Here is a 16,283-nt window from a genome sequence, read left to right on the forward strand (position 1 = left end):
CAGGTCAGGGTAGGTGCCTCGCGGTCCGTGGGTGGCGCAATACTGCGGCAACACCACTGGCCGGAATGCATCGCTATGGTCCCCGCATACCGGCCGAACGCCCCGGCAACTCGGCGCGCCGCTCCCCCACACGGTCCGCGCCCCGCTCCCGCCTCCCGCTCCCCCAGCCTCCCCGCCTCCTGGAGACCGCCATGCCTCTGACCTCGCAACGGGCCGACGTGCCCGTGACCATCGACGAGTCCAAGTGCATCGACGGCTGCACGCTCTGCGCCGACATGTGCCCGCTGGACTCGCTGGCCATCGATCCGGCCAGCAACAAGGCGTACATGCACGTCGACGAGTGCTGGTACTGCGGCCCGTGCGCCGCTCGCTGTCCCACCGGCGCGGTCACGGTCAACATGCCCTATTTGTTGCGATGAGAGGCACGTCCCCATGCGGCACTCCACCCTGAAGCGCACGAAGCGCGCGATCCCCCTCGCGGCAGCGGCCCTGCTCCTCCCCCTCGCCCTCACCGGCTGCGGCGGCGCCGCGGAGGCGGGCGACGGCAAGCACGTCACCGTCACCGTCGGCTACCAGTCCAAGACCATCAACACCGTCACCGCCGGCACCCTGCTGCGCTCGCTCGGCTACTTCGAGCGGGAGCTGCGGGCGCAGGGCACGCGCGACGGCAAGACGTACAAGGTCGACTGGCAGGACTACGCGACCGGCGCGCCGATCACCGCGAGGGGGTCCCCCCTGGCCCTTAAGGCCTTGGGGGAGGTCGCCGGGAAGGTCGACATCGGCTCGATGAGCGACTTCCCGCTGCTCATCAACGCCGCCCGCGGCAAGCAGCTGCACGCCCCCACCCGGCTGGTGTCGGTCACCGGCTACAACCTGCGCGGGGCGCTCAACACCATCGTCACCAAGCCCGGTTCGGCGCTGCGCTCGCTGTCGGACCTGCGCGGCAAGAACGTCTCCAGCAGCGTCGGCTCGGCCTCCGACGGGACCCTGGTACGGGCCCTGCAGCGGGCCGGCATCGACCCGGAGCAGGGCGTCCACAAGCTCAATCAGCAGCCGGCGGTGGGCGCCTCGGCGCTGCAGTCGGGCAGCGCGGACGCGCTCTCGCAGTTCGTCGCCTGGCCGGGGCTGCTCGCCTTCCAGGGCAAGGCGCAGGCGTTCTACGACGGGGGCGCGCTCGGTCTGCCCACCTTCCACGGCGTGACCGTGCGGGACGCCTTCGCCGGTCAACGCCCGGGTGTGGTCAAGGCGTTCCTCGCCGCCCAGCGGGACGCGACCCGGTACGTGCAGCGCCACCCGGTCGACGCCGCCGAGCGGGTCGCCAGGGCCACCGGGCTGCCGGCCGAGGTGGTCTACCTCTGCAACGGCGCCGGAGGCATCGCGACCTTCGACCCGACCCTCAAGCCGCAGCTGATCGCCGCGCTGAAGAAGGACGTCCCGGTGCTGCGGGCGGCCCGGCTGACCGGGCCGGTCGATGTCGACTCCTTCGTCAACGACCGCTACGTCAAGGCGAGTTACGGCAGCGGATACGCCAAGGCCGTGCGCTCCACCGCACCCCCCTCCGCCGACGAGGTGTGGCTGCGCGGCGAGGACCGCACCCACTCCTTCGCGGATCCGGCGGCGCTGCTGCGGTTCGTCGCCGCGCACCGCGGCTCGGTGCGGGCCGCGTACGTGGCCGATGCGACGACCGGCAGCCGCTGGTTCGCCGACAAGGCGGTCTGGGTCCGGGACGGCGGGCGGCTGCTGCCGTTCGTCACCCGGGCCACCGCGGACGCCTGGACCCGCAAGCACGCCGGCGCGCGCACCGTCGACTACGCCGCCGCCCTGGAGCAGGCCCGGTGAGCGCGCCGTGGACCCGGCGCGCCCGGCGTGCCACGGCGGTCCTGGCGGCGCTCGCCGGCTGGTCGGCATCGGCGTCTCGTGGATCTGTGTGATCTCCGCGGAGATGATCTCCGGGGAGTACGGCGTGGGCTACCGCACCTAGCAGGACTACACGATCGTCGACTACCCCGGTGTCTTCGTCGGGATGGCCACCATCGGGCTGCTGGGACGGCTGACCGCCACGGCGGTGGAACTGGCCGGGCGGCGCCTGGTGCGCTGGCTTCCCCACCGGGAGGGAAGTCAGGCGCCGACGCGCCGGCTGCCCCGTACGGAGGGAGGCCAGGCGCCCGAGCGCGCGCTGCCGGCCGAGGCCTCTTACGTGGGACGGGCTCCGGCGCACACCGGCCTGACGACGACCGGGGAGCGGGCATGACCGACACCGAACTCACCGCCACCGCACCCGCCGGGGCGCCCGCGCGGGGCCTGCGGCTGACCCTCGCCGGCGCCGTGCCCGGCCGGCCCGGTGCGCCCGTTCTGCACAGCCTGGACCTGGACGTCGCCCCGGGCGAGATCCTCACCGTCGTCGGCCCGTCCGGCTGCGGCAAGTCCACGCTGCTGCGCACCCTCGCAGGTCTGCTGCCCCCGCTGGGCGGCCGGCTGAGCCAGGACGGCGAGCCGCTCACCGGGCCCGCCGCCGACCGCGCCCTGGTGTTCCAGGAGGACGCCCTGCTGCCCTGGCGCACCCTGCGGGGCAACATCGAACTCCCGCTGGCCATAGGGGGGTTGGCGCGTGCCGAGCGCCGGGCGCGGGCCGCCGGCCGGCTGGCCCGGGTCGGGCTCGGCGAGCAGGCCGCCCGGCTGCCGCACCAGGTCTCCGGCGGCCAGCGGCAGCGCGCCCAGCTCGCCCGCGCGCTGGCCGGCCGGCCCCGCGCGGTCCTGATGGACGAACCGTTCGGCGCGCTGGACGCCCGGACCCGGTCCGGGATGCAGGAACTCCTCGTCGAGGTGCTGCGGGGCACCGGCGCCACCGTCGTCTTCGTCACGCACGACGTCGACGAGGCCCTCTTCCTCGGCGACCGGGTGGCACTGCTCGGCACCGGCCGGACCCCCCGCGTCGTCCGCGTACCCCGCCCCCGCGACCGCGCGGCGCACGCCGATCCGGCCACGGCCGATCTGCGCCGTACCGCCCTCGCCTCTCTGAGCAGCTGAAAGGCAGATCCGCATGGACATCCCCGCACTCGACGACGCCGAGGAACTGGTCTGTGACGTCCTGGTCATCGGCGGCGGCACCGCCGGCACGATGGCCGCGCTCACCGCCGCCGGGCGCGGCGCGTCCGTCCTGCTGCTGGAGAAGGCGCACGTCCGCCACTCCGGGGCGCTGGCCATGGGCATGGACGGCGTCAACAACGCGGTCATCCCCGGCCGCGCCGAGCCCGACGACTACGTCGCCGAGATCACCCGCGCCAACGACGGCGTCGTCGACCAGTCCACCGTCCGGCAGACCGCCACCCGCGGCTTCGCCATGGTGCAGCGGCTGGAGCGGTACGGCGTGAAGTTCGAGAAGGACGAGCACGGCGCGTACGCGGTCCGCCAGGTGCACCGGTCCGGCTCGTACGTGCTGCCGATGCCCGAGGGCAAGGACGTCAAGAAGGTCCTCTACCGGCAGCTGCGGCGGCGCGAGATGCGGGAGAAGATCCGGATCGAGAACCGGGTGATGCCGGTGCGGGTGCTGACCGGCGACGACGGCCGGGCGGTCGGGGCCGCGGGCTTCCACACCCGTACGGGCCGGTTCACCACGGTCCGGGCGGGCGCGGTGATCCTGGCCACCGGCGCCTGCGGCCGGCTGGGGCTGCCCGCCTCGGGCTATCTCTACGGCACGTACGAGAACCCCACCAACGCCGGTGACGGGCATGCGATGGCGTACCACGCGGGCGCCGAGCTGACCGGTATCGAGTGCTTCCAGATCAACCCGCTGATCAAGGACTACAACGGCCCGGCCTGCGCCTACGTCGCCAACCCCTTCGGCGGGTACCAGGTCAACCGGCACGGCGAGCGGTTCGTGACGTCCGACTACTGGTCGGGGCAGATGATGGCCGAGTTCGCGGCCGAGGTCGCCTCCGACCGCGGCCCGGTGTACCTGAAGCTCAGTCATCTGCCCGAGGAGTCGGTCGCCGCCCTGGAGACGATCCTGCACACCACGGAGCGCCCCACCCGCGGCACCTTCCACGCCGGTCGGGGGCACGACTACCGCACCCACGACGTGGAGATGCACATCTCCGAGATCGGGCTGTGCGGCGGCCATTCGGCGTCCGGGGTACGGGTCGACGACCACGGCCGCACCACCGTGCCGCGGCTGTACGCGGCCGGCGACCTGGCCTGCGTCCCGCACAACTACATGATCGGCGCGTTCGTCTTCGGCGATCTGGCGGGCGAGGACGCGGCCCGATACCGCGCCTACGAGGGCGAGTTGCCCGAGGATCAGCTGCGTGCCGCGCACGAGCTGATCTACCGTCCGCTGCGCCACCCCGACGGCCCGCCGCAGCAACAGGTCGAGTACAAGCTGCGCCGCTTCGTCAACGACTACGTCGCGCCGCCCAAGAGCGGCGCCCGGCTGTCGCTGGCCGTCGAGCACTTCGAGCGGATGCGCGGCGAGATCGACCGGATGGGCGCCCGTACGCCGCACGAGCTGATGCGCTGCGCCGAGGTGCACTTCATCCGCGACTGCGCCGAGATGGCCGCCCGGTCGTCGCTGGCCCGTACCGAATCGCGCTGGGGGCTGTACCACCATCGCACCGACCATCCGGCCACCGACGACGCCCGCTGGCTGCACCATCTCGATCTGCGCCGGTCGACGGCGGGCCGGATGGAGTTCACCGCCCGCCCGGTGGAGCCGTACGTGGTCCCGGTGCCGGAGTACGCGCCGGCCGGCGGCCCGTCCCGGTTCCTCGGGGAGGTCGAGCCGGAGCAGGTCGCCACCGCGGGCCCGCGCGACACCCCGCCGGTGGGGTCCCGGACGGCCGGCGACGGCGCACCGGGCGGCGGGCCGGCGCACCCGGTGGCCGCGGCCGGCCCCTCGCCGCGGCTGCTCGGGCTGCTCGCCCTCGCCGAGGAGCAACCCGATCTGGCGGCGCTGCGGCCCTACCTGACCGATCCCGACCCGGCCGTCCGGCGGGCCGCGGTCGACGCGCTCACCGAGGGCGTGCCGGCCGGCACCGGCCCGGCGCTCGCGGCCGCCCTCGCCGATCCCGACCCGGGCGTACGGGCCGCGGCCGGAGCCTCGCTACGGGAGCTGGTCGAGGTGCTGGAGCCGGAACCGGAGCTGGGCGCGCCGCTGGCCGCCGCGGTGCACGACGGCCCCGACGCCGCGGTCCGGGCGGCCGCGGTGGAGGTGCTGCGAGCGCTGCGCCTGGGTGATGCGGCGCTGTTCGCCGGTGCGCTGGACGATCCCGCCGTGGACGTCCGGATCCAGGCCGTGCGCGCCCTGGTGTCCCTGGACGCCGTCCCGGACCTGCGGCGGGCCGCCGGGGACGGGTCGCGTGAGGTACGGGTGGCGGCCGCGCACGGGCTGGGCACGGCCGGCGGCCCGGACGACCTGGCGGCGCTGCTGGCCGACCCGGACCCGCTGGTACGGGCCGCGGCGCTGGGGGCGCTGGCCACCACGGGCTGCCCGGCGCCGTACGACGCGGCCGCGGTCGGCGCGCTGGGGGACCCGGCGTGGCAGGTCCGGGCCGGCGCCGCCCGGGCGCTGGCCGCCGCCGGGCCCGGCGTCGCGGTGCCCGCGCTGGGCTCCGCCCTGGCCGACCCGGAGGCGGACGTGCGCCGGGCCGCGGTACTGGCACTGCGCGCCCACGCCGGGCGGCCGGACGCCCGGAGCGCGCTGGCCACGGCCGCCGACGACCCGGACGCCGATGTCCGGGCCTACGCCCGGCCGGCAGCGAAGGGGTGACACACGTTCGGGCCGTCCGGGTGGCCGCGGGCACGGCCGGGTTGAAGGCTCGGGGGAGACGTCCCCGAGGCGCAGCCGGACCGTGCAAGGAGTTCCGATGGCCCCCGTCTACCGCTACGACGACCTGAGCGCACTCTTCATCAACTGCACGCTCAAGCGCACGCCGGAGATCAGCAACACCGAGGGCCTGCTCGAGCGGAGCCGGGCCGTCATGGAGGGCAACGGGGTCGCGACGGAGGTGATCCGGGCCGTCGACGAGGACATCGCGACGGGGGTGTGGCCGGACATGACGGAGCACGGCTGGGCGTCCGACGCCTGGCCGGAGCTGTACCGCAAGGTGCTGGCCGCGGACATCCTGGTGCTGTGCGGGCCGATCTGGCTCGGCGACAACAGCTCGGTGATGAAGCAGGTCATCGAGCGGCTCTACGCCTGTTCCAGCGTGCTCAACGAGCGTGGCCAGTACGCCTATTACGGCCGGGCGGGCGGCTGTCCGATCACCGGAAACGAGGACGGCGTCAAGCACTGCGCCATGAACGTCCTCTACAGCCTGCAGCACCTGGGCTACACCGTCCCGCCGCAGGCCGACGCCGGCTGGATCGGTGAGGCCGGGCCCGGGCCGTCGTACCTCGACCCGGGGTCGGGCGGCCCGGAGAACGACTTCACCAACCGCAACACCGCGTTCATGAGCTGGAACCTGATGCATGTCGCGGCGATGCTCAAGCGGGCCGGCGGCATCCCGGCGCACGGCAACCAGCGCACCGAGTGGGACGCCGGTTGCCGCGCGGACCAGGCCAATCCGGAGCACCGCTGAGCGCCCGGGCCGGGTCGGCGGTGGCCGATCCGCACGCGTCCGCGCCCGCCCTCCGCCCGCCGGCCGTGCGCTGGCCCCGCTACGCACGGTTGGCCCCGGCCGTCCTGCTGGCCGGCGGTCTCCTCTGGGACGCGCTGTCGCCGCAGGACTACTGGGGCGATCCGATGCTGACGGCGGCCAGTGTGACGGCGGGTGCGCTGCTCTCGCTGCGGCACACCGTCGCGGTCGGGCTGGTCCTGGTGCTCGGGGTGTTCGCGCTGACGGTGAAGGACGGCACCGCCGGTACCAGCGTGGGTCATCTGGAGCTGGCCAACACCCTGTTCGCCGCGCTGATGGGCGTCGGGGTGAACCGGGTGATCGCCCGGCACGGCCGCCACCTGGATGTGGTGCGGATGGTGGCGGAGGCCGCGCAGCTCGCCGTGCTGCCGGCCCCGCCGGAGCGGATCGGGACGCTGGCCGTCGCGGCCCGCTACCAGGCCGCCCAGAGCGAGGCCCGGATCGGCGGTGACGCCTATGCCGTGCAGCGGACGCCGTACGGGGTGCGGCTGCTGATCGCCGACGTACGGGGCAAGGGGCTCGGCGCGGTGAGCGCGGTGTCGGTGCTGCTGGGGGCGTTCCGGGAGGCGGCGGAGCAGGAGCCGGAGCTGACCGGGCTGGCCGAGCGGCTGGAGCGGGCGGTGCTCCGGGCGGGCGAGCAACTCCCGGAGGAGAGCCGCCTGGAGGGCTTCATCACCGCCCTGCTGGGTGAAGTTCACCCGGAGAGCGGCGAGTTGAGACTGCTGAACTGCGGCCATCCGGCGCCGTACCTGTGCCGGGACGGTGCAGTGCGGCCGCTCGCGACCGGTGAACCGGGGCTGCCGCTGGGCATGGGCGGGCTGGGGGCGGCCCGGCCGGAGCCGGTCGACGTGCCGTTCCCGGTGGACAGCACCGTGCTGCTGATCACCGACGGGGTGACCGAGGCCCGGGACCGCGGCGGGCGGTTCTACGACCCGGCGGCGCAGCTCGCGGGCCGCGGGCCGTTCGGCGGTCCGCAGGAGCTGATCGACGTCCTGGTGCGGGAGGTCGAGGACTGGACCGGCGGGCCGCGCGACGACGACATGGCGGTGCTCGCGGTCACCCGGCGGGCGGCGGACGGCTGACCGCGTATTCCCCGGATCGGGCGTCCGACCTGCGCCGACAGCGTGTGATACCGGGGATTCGGGGCGGGGGATGAGAAGATCGATCAGAGCATCAGCATCCGCCCCGAGCGGTCCTCCGCTCCCGCGCAGATCGGAGTTGATGTGTCCGACAACAGATCAGCCCTGCTGAGCCAGCGCGCCGCCGTCATCTTCCTGCTCGGCGCCCTCACCGCCCTCGGCGCCGGTGTGCTCACCTGTGTCAACGGCGGAACCCTGGCGTCCGCCGCCCTGGTCGGCGGAGCGGCGTTCGGCGCCGGGGTCACGTTCTTCCATACGGTCATCGATTGAGTGCCGCCCCGGGACGCCGACCGCACCGGCGCGGAGCCGTCCGCCGCGGGCCGCGCCGGCCGTCCCGGGGTGAGCGGGCGGTCACCGTGCGTCCCGGGTCCGTGGCGGAATCCGTGCCCCCGCATGCGGTGCGCCGCCGGACGGCAGGTGCGAAACTGAAAGACACCGCGCCCGGCAGCCGGCCGGTGCCCTTGCCGCCGAGGGGAACACCATGACCTGGGCATCTTGGACCACTGTCGGGATCCACGCGCTCCCCGGCGCGGTGCGCGCGGAGGAGATCGGCGTGATGAACGGCGATCTGACCATCCACACGACCTGGTCGGAGAATCTGGCGCACGTAGCTGTGCAGTACACCGGGTCCTCGGACTGGTACACGATGGCCGGCAGCCCCGTGCCCTGCGACTCCGAAGCGGCCAGCCGCAGCTTCCACCAGGCCGTGGTGGAGGCGGTCCGCGGCGGGGAACGGGCCGAGGCCTCCCTCGACGAGCTGTTCCACCGGCAGGAGCACTGACAGGCACCGGCGCCGCAGCGGACACCGGGCGCCCGGATCGTCCGCGAGCGACGCCCGGAACGTCCGTGAGTGCCGGAATCCTCCACTGAAGTCCGGGGCCGCGTCCCGGGATTGCGAGTCCACGACCTGACGGGTCGTGGACTTTTTGCCGCGTCGGCGGAGCAACCAATTCCGGTCGCATCGGGTCTCCCCTGATACAGGCACCGTTGGTCACCTTGCCATCACCCAAAGGTGATCAATTGTCAAATTTTCACCACGAATCTCGCATTCCGAGCATATGGCTTTACATGCTCATGCCAGGCAGACCAGGGTTTGCGCGGGGCCGATCGGCCCCCGCGGTGCCCAACGGCACCGCGTGTACGGGCGGTTGGCGAGGCCACCGCCCCCGCAGCGCTAAGGACCCACATCTGTGCGTAGACCCCACATACGCAGCCACCGCCTGGCCATCGCGGTCGCGGTGACGACGGCCGCGACCCTGACGGCCGGAGTGGCGGGCGCCGCCACCGCGCACAACACGGCCGCTCCGGCCGCCGCCCCCTCCGCAACCTCCTCCCCCGACAAGATCGTCGAAGCCGCCCGCGCCGCCGCGGTCGCGCACGGCTCGGCCACCGGAGTCGGCAAGAAGGACACCCTCAAGGCCGTCGACACGATGGTCGACCCGGACGGCCGGCAGCACGTCCGCTTCGTCCGCACCCACCGCGGTCTGCCCGTTCTCGGCGGCGACCTCGTCGTCCACCTCAGCGCCCACTCGGCGTACGAGGGCGTGACCCGGGCCTACCGGCACCAGGTCGACCTCTCCGACACCGACCCCAAGCTGTCGGCCGGTCAGGCCGAGACGAAGGCCGCCAAGGTGGCCGAGGGCCAGGCCGGTACGGCCGAACTGGTCGTGGACGCCCGCGACGACCGGCTCACCCTGGCCTACCAGGTCGAGGTGGCGGACAGCCGCACCGACGAAGCCGGCGGCGCCCGTACGGTCGTCCTCGACGCGGCCACCGGTGCGGTGCTGAGCAACACCCCCGCCAACGACTCGTTCCTGTCGCCGGCCCTCCAGGCGAAGCTGCGCAAGCGGGGCGAGCGGCTCAACCCCGCGACCCGGCAGTTCGCCCCCGCCGCGCCGGCCACCGACAAGGCGGCCACCACCCCCGGCTACCCCGCCGCGGCCAAGGGCACCGGCGCGTCCTTCTTCGTCGGCAGCGTGCCGCTGTCCACGACGCAGACCGCCAAGAAGTCCTTCGTCCTCAAGGACAGCACGCGCGGCAACACCGAGACCCGCGACGCCGGTGACAAGGAGCTGGAGAAGTTCTCCGGCGGCAAGGCGTTCACCTCCGCCACCAACCGCTGGGGCAACGGCACCACGAGCGACCGGGCCACCGCCGCCGTGGACGCCCAGTACGGCATCACCAGCACCCTGGACTTCTACAAGAAGACGTTCGGGCGCAAGGGCATCAAGAACGACGGCCGCGGCGCGCACGCCCTGGTGCACTTCGGCCAGAACGTGGGCAACGCCTTCTGGTCGTCGGACTGCGGCTGCATGCTCTACGGCGACGGCGACGGCAAGACGTTCGCCAAGCCGCTGGTCGTCCTGGACGTCACCGGCCACGAGCTGACCCACGGCGTGGTCGACGCCACCGCCAACCTCCAGCCCACCCGCGTCGACGAGGAGGGCAACCAGTTCGGCGAACCCGGTTCGCTCAACGAGTCGCTGGCGGACATCTTCGGCAGCGCGGTGGAATTCGCCACCAACAACCCGAAGAACCCGCCGAACTACCTGATGGGCGAGAAGCTGGGCCTGGAGCAGAAGTTCCTGCGCCGCCTGGACAAGCCGTCGCTCGACAAGCTGGAGGGCACCGTCGACTACTGGTCGAAGGCGTCCTACGACACCGAGGTGCACGCCGGCTCCGGCGTCTCCTCGCACGCCTTCTACCTGCTCGCCGAGGGCAGCGGCAAGAAGACGATCGGCGGCGTCGCCTACGACTCCCCCACCTACAACGGCTCGCGGGTGACCGGGATCGGCCGCACCAAGGCGCTCGCCATCTTCTACCGGGCGCTCACCCGGTACATGGTCTCCACGACCGACTTCCACGACGCCCGGTCCGCGACGCTGCACGCGGCCAAGGACCTGTACGGCGCCACCAGCACCGAGTACAAGACGGTGAAGGCGGCCTGGGCGGCGGTGAACGTGACGGCGGCCAACACCCCGTCGGCCAAGCACTGAGCCCCGGACGCCCGTCCAGCGGTGCCCCCGCCACCCGGCGGGGGCACCGTGCCGTTCCGCGCCGCGCTCCTCGACGCCGCGGCCGGCCGGAGCCTACGTTGAGGCCATGATCAGCGATCGCAAGGCAACCGGTCGGCGTCCCGGATACGCCGTGGCGGCGGGCGTGTTCGCCATCGGCATGGCCGGCACCACCCTCCCCACCCCGCTGTACGGGCTCTACCGCCAGGAGATCGGATTCTCCGAGCTCATGGTGACCGTGGTCTTCGCCGTGTACGCCCTCGGCGTGATCACCGTGCTGCTGCTCGCCGGCAACGTCTCCGACGACGTGGGCCGGCGCCCGGTGCTGTTCTGCGCCCTGGCGCTCTCCGCGGCCAGCGCGCTCTGCTTCATCTTCGAGGGCGGGCTGCCCCTGCTGTTCCTGGGCCGGGTGCTCTCCGGGTTCGCCGCCGGGCTGTTCAGCGGCGCCGCCACCGCGGCCGTACTGGAACTGGCGAAGCCGGGCCAGGAGGCGCATGCCGGGTTCGCCGCGACCGCCGCGAACATGGGCGGGCTCGGCTGCGGCCCGCTGCTGTCCGGGCTGCTCGCCCAGTACGCGCCCTGGCCGCTGGTCCTGCCGTTCGCGGTACACCTGGTGCTGCTGGCGGTGGCGGCCGTGGCGACCTGGCTGCTGCCGGAGACCGTCCGCGATCCGCACCGGCCGCACCGCCTGCGCCCCCAACGGCTCCGGCTGCCGCCCGAGGTACGGGGCGTGTTCACGCCCTCGGCCGTCGCCGCGTTCGCCGGCTTCGCGCTGCTGGGCCTGTTCACCGCCGTCGCACCGAGCTTCGTCGGTCAGACGCTGGGCGTGACGAACCTGGCCGTCGCCGGGGCGATCGTGTTCTCCGTGTTCCTCGGCTCCACCGTCGGACAGTCCCTCGCCGGGCGGATCGGGGTGCGCAAGGCCCTGCCGGCCGGCTGCCTGGTACTGGTGACCGGCCTGGCCCTGGTGGCCACCTCACTGGCCGTCATCTCACTGCCGGTGCTGGTCCTCGGCGCCATGTGCGGCGGCACCGGCCAGGGCCTGGCCTTCCGCGCCGGACTGACCGCCGTGGGGCGGGCGGCACCCGCCGAGCACCGCGGCGGCACCATCTCGGCGTTCTTCCTCGTCGCCTACTTCGGCATCTCGCTACCGGTGGTCGGGGTCGGCGCGCTCACCATGGAACTGGGACTGCGCGGCGCCGGCCTCACCTTCGCCGGCTGCGTCATCGTGCTCGCGGTGGCCGTCGGCCTGTACGTCCTGCGCCACCCGCCGGCCGTCGACGACTGACGCCCGGGACCGCGCGGCCGAGCCGGGACGGCACAATCGACAGGCATGAACACCAGGGTGTGGATGGACAGTTGGCAGATGGAGTGCTGCGGCGAGCCCTTCGCCCTCGGCGCGGAGGTGTCCTGGGCGGTCGTCGCACCGGACCGGGAGTGGCTGACCAAGGTGCTCGGCGCGGAGACCGCGGCCACGGTCGACGCGGTCGAGGAGCACCACGGCGGCTCCCCCCAGCAGTCGGCGCCGGTCCGCGGCACCGTCACCGGCATCAGCGCCGTGCACTGCCGCTTCGCGCCGCTGCCCGGCGAGCCCGATCGCACCCGCCATCCGGTGCCGGGCAGCGGCACGCTCACCCCGCTGTCCTCGGCCCGCCGGTGGACGTCCGGCCGCGACGGACTCGACTTCGTGGGCTTCCTCGTCGATCTCGCTGCCCCGCCGCGGTGAGGCACGGACGGGCCCGGGGCGCGCTCAGGCCGTCCTCCGCCCTCCTGCTCCCCGTCCCAGCCGTACCCGCAGGTGGCGCGGGCCGCGGGTGAAGACGCCCGCGTCGGCCGGCGGCGAACCGTCCGCGAAGGCCAGGTCGGGGAAGGCGTCGAGGAGTTGGTTGACGCCGGTCTCCACCTCCGCCCGGGCCAGCAGGGCCCCCACGCAGAAGTGCCGGCCGAGGCCGAACGCGACGTGCTGGGCGGCGGCGGTGAAGGCGCCGGCCGGGCCGAGGTCGGGACGGAAGATGTCGAACTCCTCCGGCCGGTCGTAGTGGTCCGCGTCGCGGTTGGCGGCGCCGATCAGGCAGGTGACCGTGGCACCGGCGGGTATCGTGCCGCCGCTGACGGCCACGTCCGCGGCGGGCTGCCGCATGATCATCTGGACCGGCGGGGTGTACCGCAGCGTCTCGGCGAACGCGGCGGGGACCAGCGACCGGTCGGCGCGCACCGCGGCGAACTGCTCGGGGCGGGCCAGCAGGTTGCGGAAGATCAGCGCGATGGCCTTGTCGGTGGTCTCCCCGCCCGCGGCCAGCAGCAGGCTGACGAACGCGGTGATGTCCTGGTCGTTCATCCGGACGCCGTCGACCTCGGCGGTGCAGAGCCGGGACAGCAGGTCGTCGCCGGGGGCCGCGCGGCGTTCCCGGATGATCGGCAGGAGGTAATCGGCGAGCTCCTCGCCCGCGCGCCGTCCGGCGGCCGCGACCTCGGGGTCCTGGGAGAGGTTGGACAGGAAGGCCACCACCGCGGCGTACCAGCCGTGGAAGCGGTCGTGATCGGCCCGGTCCAGGCCCAGCATGTCGACGATCACGTTGATCGGGAAGCGGGTCGCGAACCGCGCCACCAGATCGGTCTCCTCGGCGTCCCGGAAGGCGTCGATCAGCTCGCGGGCGTTGCGCTCGATGACCGGCAGGAACGTCTCCCGCAGTTCGCGGCCGCGGAAGGCGGGCGCCACCAGGGCGCGGCGCACCGCGTGCTCCCGGCCGTTCATCTGGGGCAGTGTGCGGCCGCCGTGGGCCGGCTCGATCTGCCAGGCGTAGTTGTCGGTGGTGAACACCGGCTCCTTGAAGGCGCGTTGGACGTCTTCGTAGCGGGAGAGGAGGTAGCTGTCGGTGCCCTTGTCGTGGAGCAGCGGGTAGTGCTCGCGCAGGACCCGGTACGCCGGGTAGGGGTCCGCGGCGAACTCCGGGGACAGGATGTCGGGCGGTGTCGGAAGGGTGGTCACGCCGCCGGACGCTAGGGCCGGCGCGCGGGGGCGTCCAGGGTGCGTCCGTGGCGTGCGGGCGCGCCGGGGGCGCATCGTTGGCCGCCGGTCCACACGTGCGGGACGCCCTCTTCACCCGGACGGTCGGCCGCCGTCACTCCGCTGCCTCGTACGGCACGCCCGCCCGCCCCCGGGCGGGAACGCTGGGAGCCGCACGACCGCTCCGGGACCGGAGCGCGCCCGTCCCAGACAGGGGTGAGACCCGCCATGTCCGCGTCCGACCCACCGCCTCCACGGCGCCGACTCCGCCGCGGGTTCGCCGCGGCGGCCACGCTCGTCGCGCTGCTGTACGCCGCCGCCGCACCGGCCGCGGCCGCCCAGCGCTCCCCCGCCGGGCCACCAACGAGGCCCGCCCTGGCCGCGGCCGGCAGCAAACCGCTGGTGTTCATGGGCCTGGGTACGGTCGCCGGCCTGGCCGTACTCGCGACCGCGGGCCTGATCACGGCCGCCCATCGGCGGTACGTCAACTCACATGCGATGGACCGGAGTTGACGCCGTCGCCGGCGGTCCCGGGCAGGGGTCGTTCGCTCCTGGCGGCCCGCAGACGGGCGGCCTCGCGGGGTGAGTTCTCGTTGCGGCGGCCGGCCCGGGAGCCCGCCAGTTTCTCGGCCAGGTGCCGGCCGACCGTGGTGGGCGGGTAGCGCGGTGCGGTACCCGGCGGGACACAACCGGGCAGGCAGCTGATCTCCGCGTCCCAGTTGCCGTCGTGGAAGTACGCGGCGGAGCGGCGCCGGACGACCCGTCCCCGCTCGTCGGCGGGCGGCAGCACCCGGTGCATCGTGGACCGCCAGCGGTCGTTGGTCCAACGGGCCAGCAGATCACCGAGGTTGACCAGCAGACACCCGGGCTCCGGCAGGACGTCGTGCCAGCCGCCGTCCCCGTCGAGGATCTGCAGTCCGGGGACGCGATCGGCCCACAGCACGGTGACGATGCCGTAGTCGGTGTGCGCGCCCATCCCCATCCGGTCCCGGTCGAGCGTGAGTTCGCGGTCCGGGAGCGGATAGTGGTTCATCCGCAGCACGTCGAGGGAGTGGTCGGTGAACGGGGCGAAGTGGCCCTCCGGCAGGCCCAGTGCGTGCGCGAAGATCCCGGTCATCCGCCGGGCCAGGCCGCCGGCCCGGCGGCACCACTCGTCAACGGCCGGGCGGAAGCCCGGCAGCGACGGCCAGATGTTGGCCGGGTAGTGCGCTTCGGGGAGGTCCAGACCGGGGAACGACGAGGCCTCGGCGCCGACGTTGAACGCCTCGAAGAGGTCCTCGGCGGCCGCGGGCACACCGAGGCTCAGGCTGAGCTTCTCGGTGCGTGGCGGGGTGTAGCCGCGGTTGATGTCGGGGGACGGCGCCCGTAGTCGCCGCTTCTCCGCCATGGGCAGCGCGAAGAAGGCGTCCAGGGCATCGGCGAAGGCTCCGGCGGCGTCCTCCGGGATGCCGTGGCCGCGGACCTGCAGGAAGCCGACCGTGCGCGCGGCCCGGTCGACCTCGGTGGCGAGGGCCGCGCGGGCGGCGCCGGTGCCGTTCTCCCAGCCGGAGATGTCGATGACGGGTACGTCGAGCACGCCGTCAGCGGCGGCCCGGTCACCGGTCCGCCCGTCGCTGCTGCCCATCGTGGGAGGCCCTTTCGTCGCGGGGGTGGTCGCGGGGTGCGGCCGCGCCGGTTCACCTGGTTCACCATTCTGCTGAAAACGGAACGGCCCGTCTCCGGAGCCGGCCGTCACGCGTCGCCGGGAGCCGCCGGGACGGCGGGACCCTCGGGGGCGTGCCAGGACGGGGAGCGGCCGAGCAGCGCCAGGATGCGGTCCAGTTCGCCCGTGGTGCCGTCGGCGGGAAGGCCGGGCCGGAAGGCACTGCCGGGGGCGAGCCGGGAGTCGTCGTCCGGGACGGCGCGGGCTATCGGCAGGGCGGCCCGCAGGAGTTCGGGGCCGGGGTCGTAGCCGAGGCCCAGGGTGCGGGCGACGTCCCAGCTGTGGACCACGTAGTCGATGAGGTGGAAGCCGATCGCCCGGCGCGCGGGGAAGGCCTGGGCGGTGGTGAATTCGGGGAGGTGGCACTCGCGGTCGGGGTCGTCGACGGCCGCGAAGGCGGCGATGACCAGCTCCGCCGCCGCGCCGTATGCCGCGACCGGGTCCAAGCCGAGCGGGCGGACCGCCCAGTTCACCGGATCGCGGCCGTCGCCGCGCGCGGCCGCGGCGAACCCGTGGTGCTGAACGGTCATATGGGCGAGCAGATCGGCCAGCGTCCACGCGGCGCACGGGGTCGGCCGCGTGAGGTCCTCCGGGCGGACCCGGCGGACGAGCGTCACGCTGCCGCGAACCGCCTGCGCGTGCAGCCACTTGAGCCGGCCGAAGTCCGCGGCGCGGGGGTCCGTGGGGTGGGAGTCCGTGGGGTGGGAATCCGTGACGCGGGAGTCCCTGGGCGCGCCGCCAGCCGCGCCATCATTGATATGCATACGCTTACGATCTGCTCACGCACAT

General features: G+C 73.8%; 15 protein-coding genes and 1 pseudogene. 13 read left to right on the forward strand and 3 right to left on the reverse strand.

What is annotated here, in order from left to right:
* The first annotated feature begins 191 nt into the window (after positions 1–191).
* The 12 genes and pseudogenes from V2J85_RS08660 (at position 192) to V2J85_RS08715 (ending at position 12,511) form a co-directional block, all read left to right on the forward strand.
* Positions 192–419, forward strand: coding sequence for a 4Fe-4S dicluster domain-containing protein (locus tag V2J85_RS08660; RefSeq protein WP_330821118.1), 228 nt, complete (start codon positions 192–194; stop codon positions 417–419).
* A 13-nt stretch (positions 420–432) separates the two neighbouring features.
* Positions 433–1,839: an ABC transporter substrate-binding protein gene (locus tag V2J85_RS08665; protein ID WP_330821119.1), complete on the forward strand. Its 1,407-nt coding sequence runs from the start codon at positions 433–435 to the stop codon at positions 1,837–1,839.
* Positions 1,840–1,900: 61 nt separating this feature from the next.
* A pseudogene (locus tag V2J85_RS08670) lies at positions 1,901–2,251 on the forward strand (ABC transporter permease); the annotation flags it as partial.
* Complete coding sequence (locus tag V2J85_RS08675) at positions 2,248–3,027, forward strand: ABC transporter ATP-binding protein (RefSeq protein WP_261954152.1); 780 nt, start codon at positions 2,248–2,250, stop codon at positions 3,025–3,027. The pseudogene V2J85_RS08670 and the gene V2J85_RS08675, both read left to right, overlap by 4 nt.
* 13 nt (positions 3,028–3,040) lie before the next feature.
* Positions 3,041–5,764: a fumarate reductase/succinate dehydrogenase flavoprotein subunit gene (locus V2J85_RS08680; protein ID WP_261954153.1), complete on the forward strand. Its 2,724-nt coding sequence runs from the start codon at positions 3,041–3,043 to the stop codon at positions 5,762–5,764.
* Between the two features lie 97 nt (positions 5,765–5,861).
* A complete protein-coding gene (locus V2J85_RS08685) occupies positions 5,862–6,575 on the forward strand; it encodes a flavodoxin family protein (protein WP_330821120.1) in 714 nt (237 codons plus the stop codon).
* A gap of 20 nt (positions 6,576–6,595) precedes the next feature.
* Positions 6,596–7,714, forward strand: a complete 1,119-nt coding sequence (locus tag V2J85_RS08690) for a PP2C family protein-serine/threonine phosphatase (RefSeq protein ID WP_261954155.1) — start codon at positions 6,596–6,598, stop codon at positions 7,712–7,714.
* A gap of 141 nt (positions 7,715–7,855) precedes the next feature.
* On the forward strand, positions 7,856–8,041 hold the full coding sequence (locus V2J85_RS08695) for a hypothetical protein (protein ID WP_261954156.1): 186 nt from the start codon (positions 7,856–7,858) through the stop codon (positions 8,039–8,041).
* Between the two features lie 211 nt (positions 8,042–8,252).
* The gene (locus tag V2J85_RS08700) at positions 8,253–8,552 is read left to right on the forward strand and encodes a hypothetical protein (protein WP_261954157.1); all 300 of its coding nucleotides are present in this window, start codon (positions 8,253–8,255) and stop codon (positions 8,550–8,552) included.
* Positions 8,553–8,961: 409 nt separating this feature from the next.
* The gene (locus tag V2J85_RS08705; RefSeq protein WP_261954158.1) at positions 8,962–10,767 is read left to right on the forward strand and encodes a M4 family metallopeptidase; all 1,806 of its coding nucleotides are present in this window, start codon (positions 8,962–8,964) and stop codon (positions 10,765–10,767) included.
* Positions 10,768–10,873: 106 nt separating this feature from the next.
* Positions 10,874–12,073, forward strand: a complete 1,200-nt coding sequence (locus V2J85_RS08710; protein ID WP_330821121.1) for an MFS transporter — start codon at positions 10,874–10,876, stop codon at positions 12,071–12,073.
* Positions 12,074–12,118: 45 nt separating this feature from the next.
* Positions 12,119–12,511 carry a DUF6578 domain-containing protein gene (locus tag V2J85_RS08715; protein WP_330821122.1) on the forward strand — a complete coding sequence of 131 codons (393 nt, stop codon included), beginning with the start codon at positions 12,119–12,121 and terminating at the stop codon, positions 12,509–12,511.
* A 24-nt stretch (positions 12,512–12,535) separates the two neighbouring features.
* Here the strand turns inward: V2J85_RS08715 and V2J85_RS08720 are convergent, their stop codons facing one another.
* Complete coding sequence (locus tag V2J85_RS08720) at positions 12,536–13,774, reverse strand: cytochrome P450 (RefSeq protein WP_330821123.1); 1,239 nt, start codon at positions 13,772–13,774, stop codon at positions 12,536–12,538.
* 246 nt (positions 13,775–14,020) lie between these two features.
* Between V2J85_RS08720 and V2J85_RS08725 the strand changes: the two genes are divergently transcribed.
* Positions 14,021–14,305, forward strand: a complete 285-nt coding sequence (locus tag V2J85_RS08725; RefSeq protein WP_330821124.1) for a hypothetical protein — start codon at positions 14,021–14,023, stop codon at positions 14,303–14,305.
* Here the strand turns inward: V2J85_RS08725 and V2J85_RS08730 are convergent.
* Complete coding sequence (locus V2J85_RS08730) at positions 14,277–15,416, reverse strand: isopenicillin N synthase family dioxygenase (protein WP_330821125.1); 1,140 nt, start codon at positions 15,414–15,416, stop codon at positions 14,277–14,279. The genes V2J85_RS08725 and V2J85_RS08730 overlap by 29 nt on opposite strands.
* Positions 15,417–15,523: 107 nt before the next feature.
* Positions 15,524–16,258: a TIGR03086 family metal-binding protein gene (locus V2J85_RS08735; protein WP_330821126.1), complete on the reverse strand. Its 735-nt coding sequence runs from the start codon at positions 16,256–16,258 to the stop codon at positions 15,524–15,526.
* Positions 16,259–16,283 lie beyond the last annotated feature (25 nt).

Source organism: Streptomyces bugieae (assembly GCF_036352915.1).
GTDB classification, from domain to species: domain Bacteria; phylum Actinomycetota; class Actinomycetes; order Streptomycetales; family Streptomycetaceae; genus Streptomyces; species Streptomyces endophytica.

Coding starts and splice junctions, on each gene's coding strand:
- V2J85_RS08725 (WP_330821124.1), top strand. CDS start 14,021: ATGTCCGCGTCCGACCCACCGCCTCCACGGCGCCGACTCCGCCGCGGG.
- V2J85_RS08680 (WP_261954153.1), top strand. CDS start 3,041: ATGGACATCCCCGCACTCGACGACGCCGAGGAACTGGTCTGTGACGTC.
- V2J85_RS08660 (WP_330821118.1), top strand. CDS start 192: ATGCCTCTGACCTCGCAACGGGCCGACGTGCCCGTGACCATCGACGAG.
- V2J85_RS08735 (WP_330821126.1), bottom strand. CDS start 16,258: ATGCATATCAATGATGGCGCGGCTGGCGGCGCGCCCAGGGACTCCCGC.
- V2J85_RS08710 (WP_330821121.1), top strand. CDS start 10,874: ATGATCAGCGATCGCAAGGCAACCGGTCGGCGTCCCGGATACGCCGTG.
- V2J85_RS08665 (WP_330821119.1), top strand. CDS start 433: ATGCGGCACTCCACCCTGAAGCGCACGAAGCGCGCGATCCCCCTCGCG.
- V2J85_RS08685 (WP_330821120.1), top strand. CDS start 5,862: ATGGCCCCCGTCTACCGCTACGACGACCTGAGCGCACTCTTCATCAAC.
- V2J85_RS08730 (WP_330821125.1), bottom strand. CDS start 15,416: ATGGGCAGCAGCGACGGGCGGACCGGTGACCGGGCCGCCGCTGACGGC.
- V2J85_RS08715 (WP_330821122.1), top strand. CDS start 12,119: ATGAACACCAGGGTGTGGATGGACAGTTGGCAGATGGAGTGCTGCGGC.
- V2J85_RS08675 (WP_261954152.1), top strand. CDS start 2,248: ATGACCGACACCGAACTCACCGCCACCGCACCCGCCGGGGCGCCCGCG.
- V2J85_RS08700 (WP_261954157.1), top strand. CDS start 8,253: ATGACCTGGGCATCTTGGACCACTGTCGGGATCCACGCGCTCCCCGGC.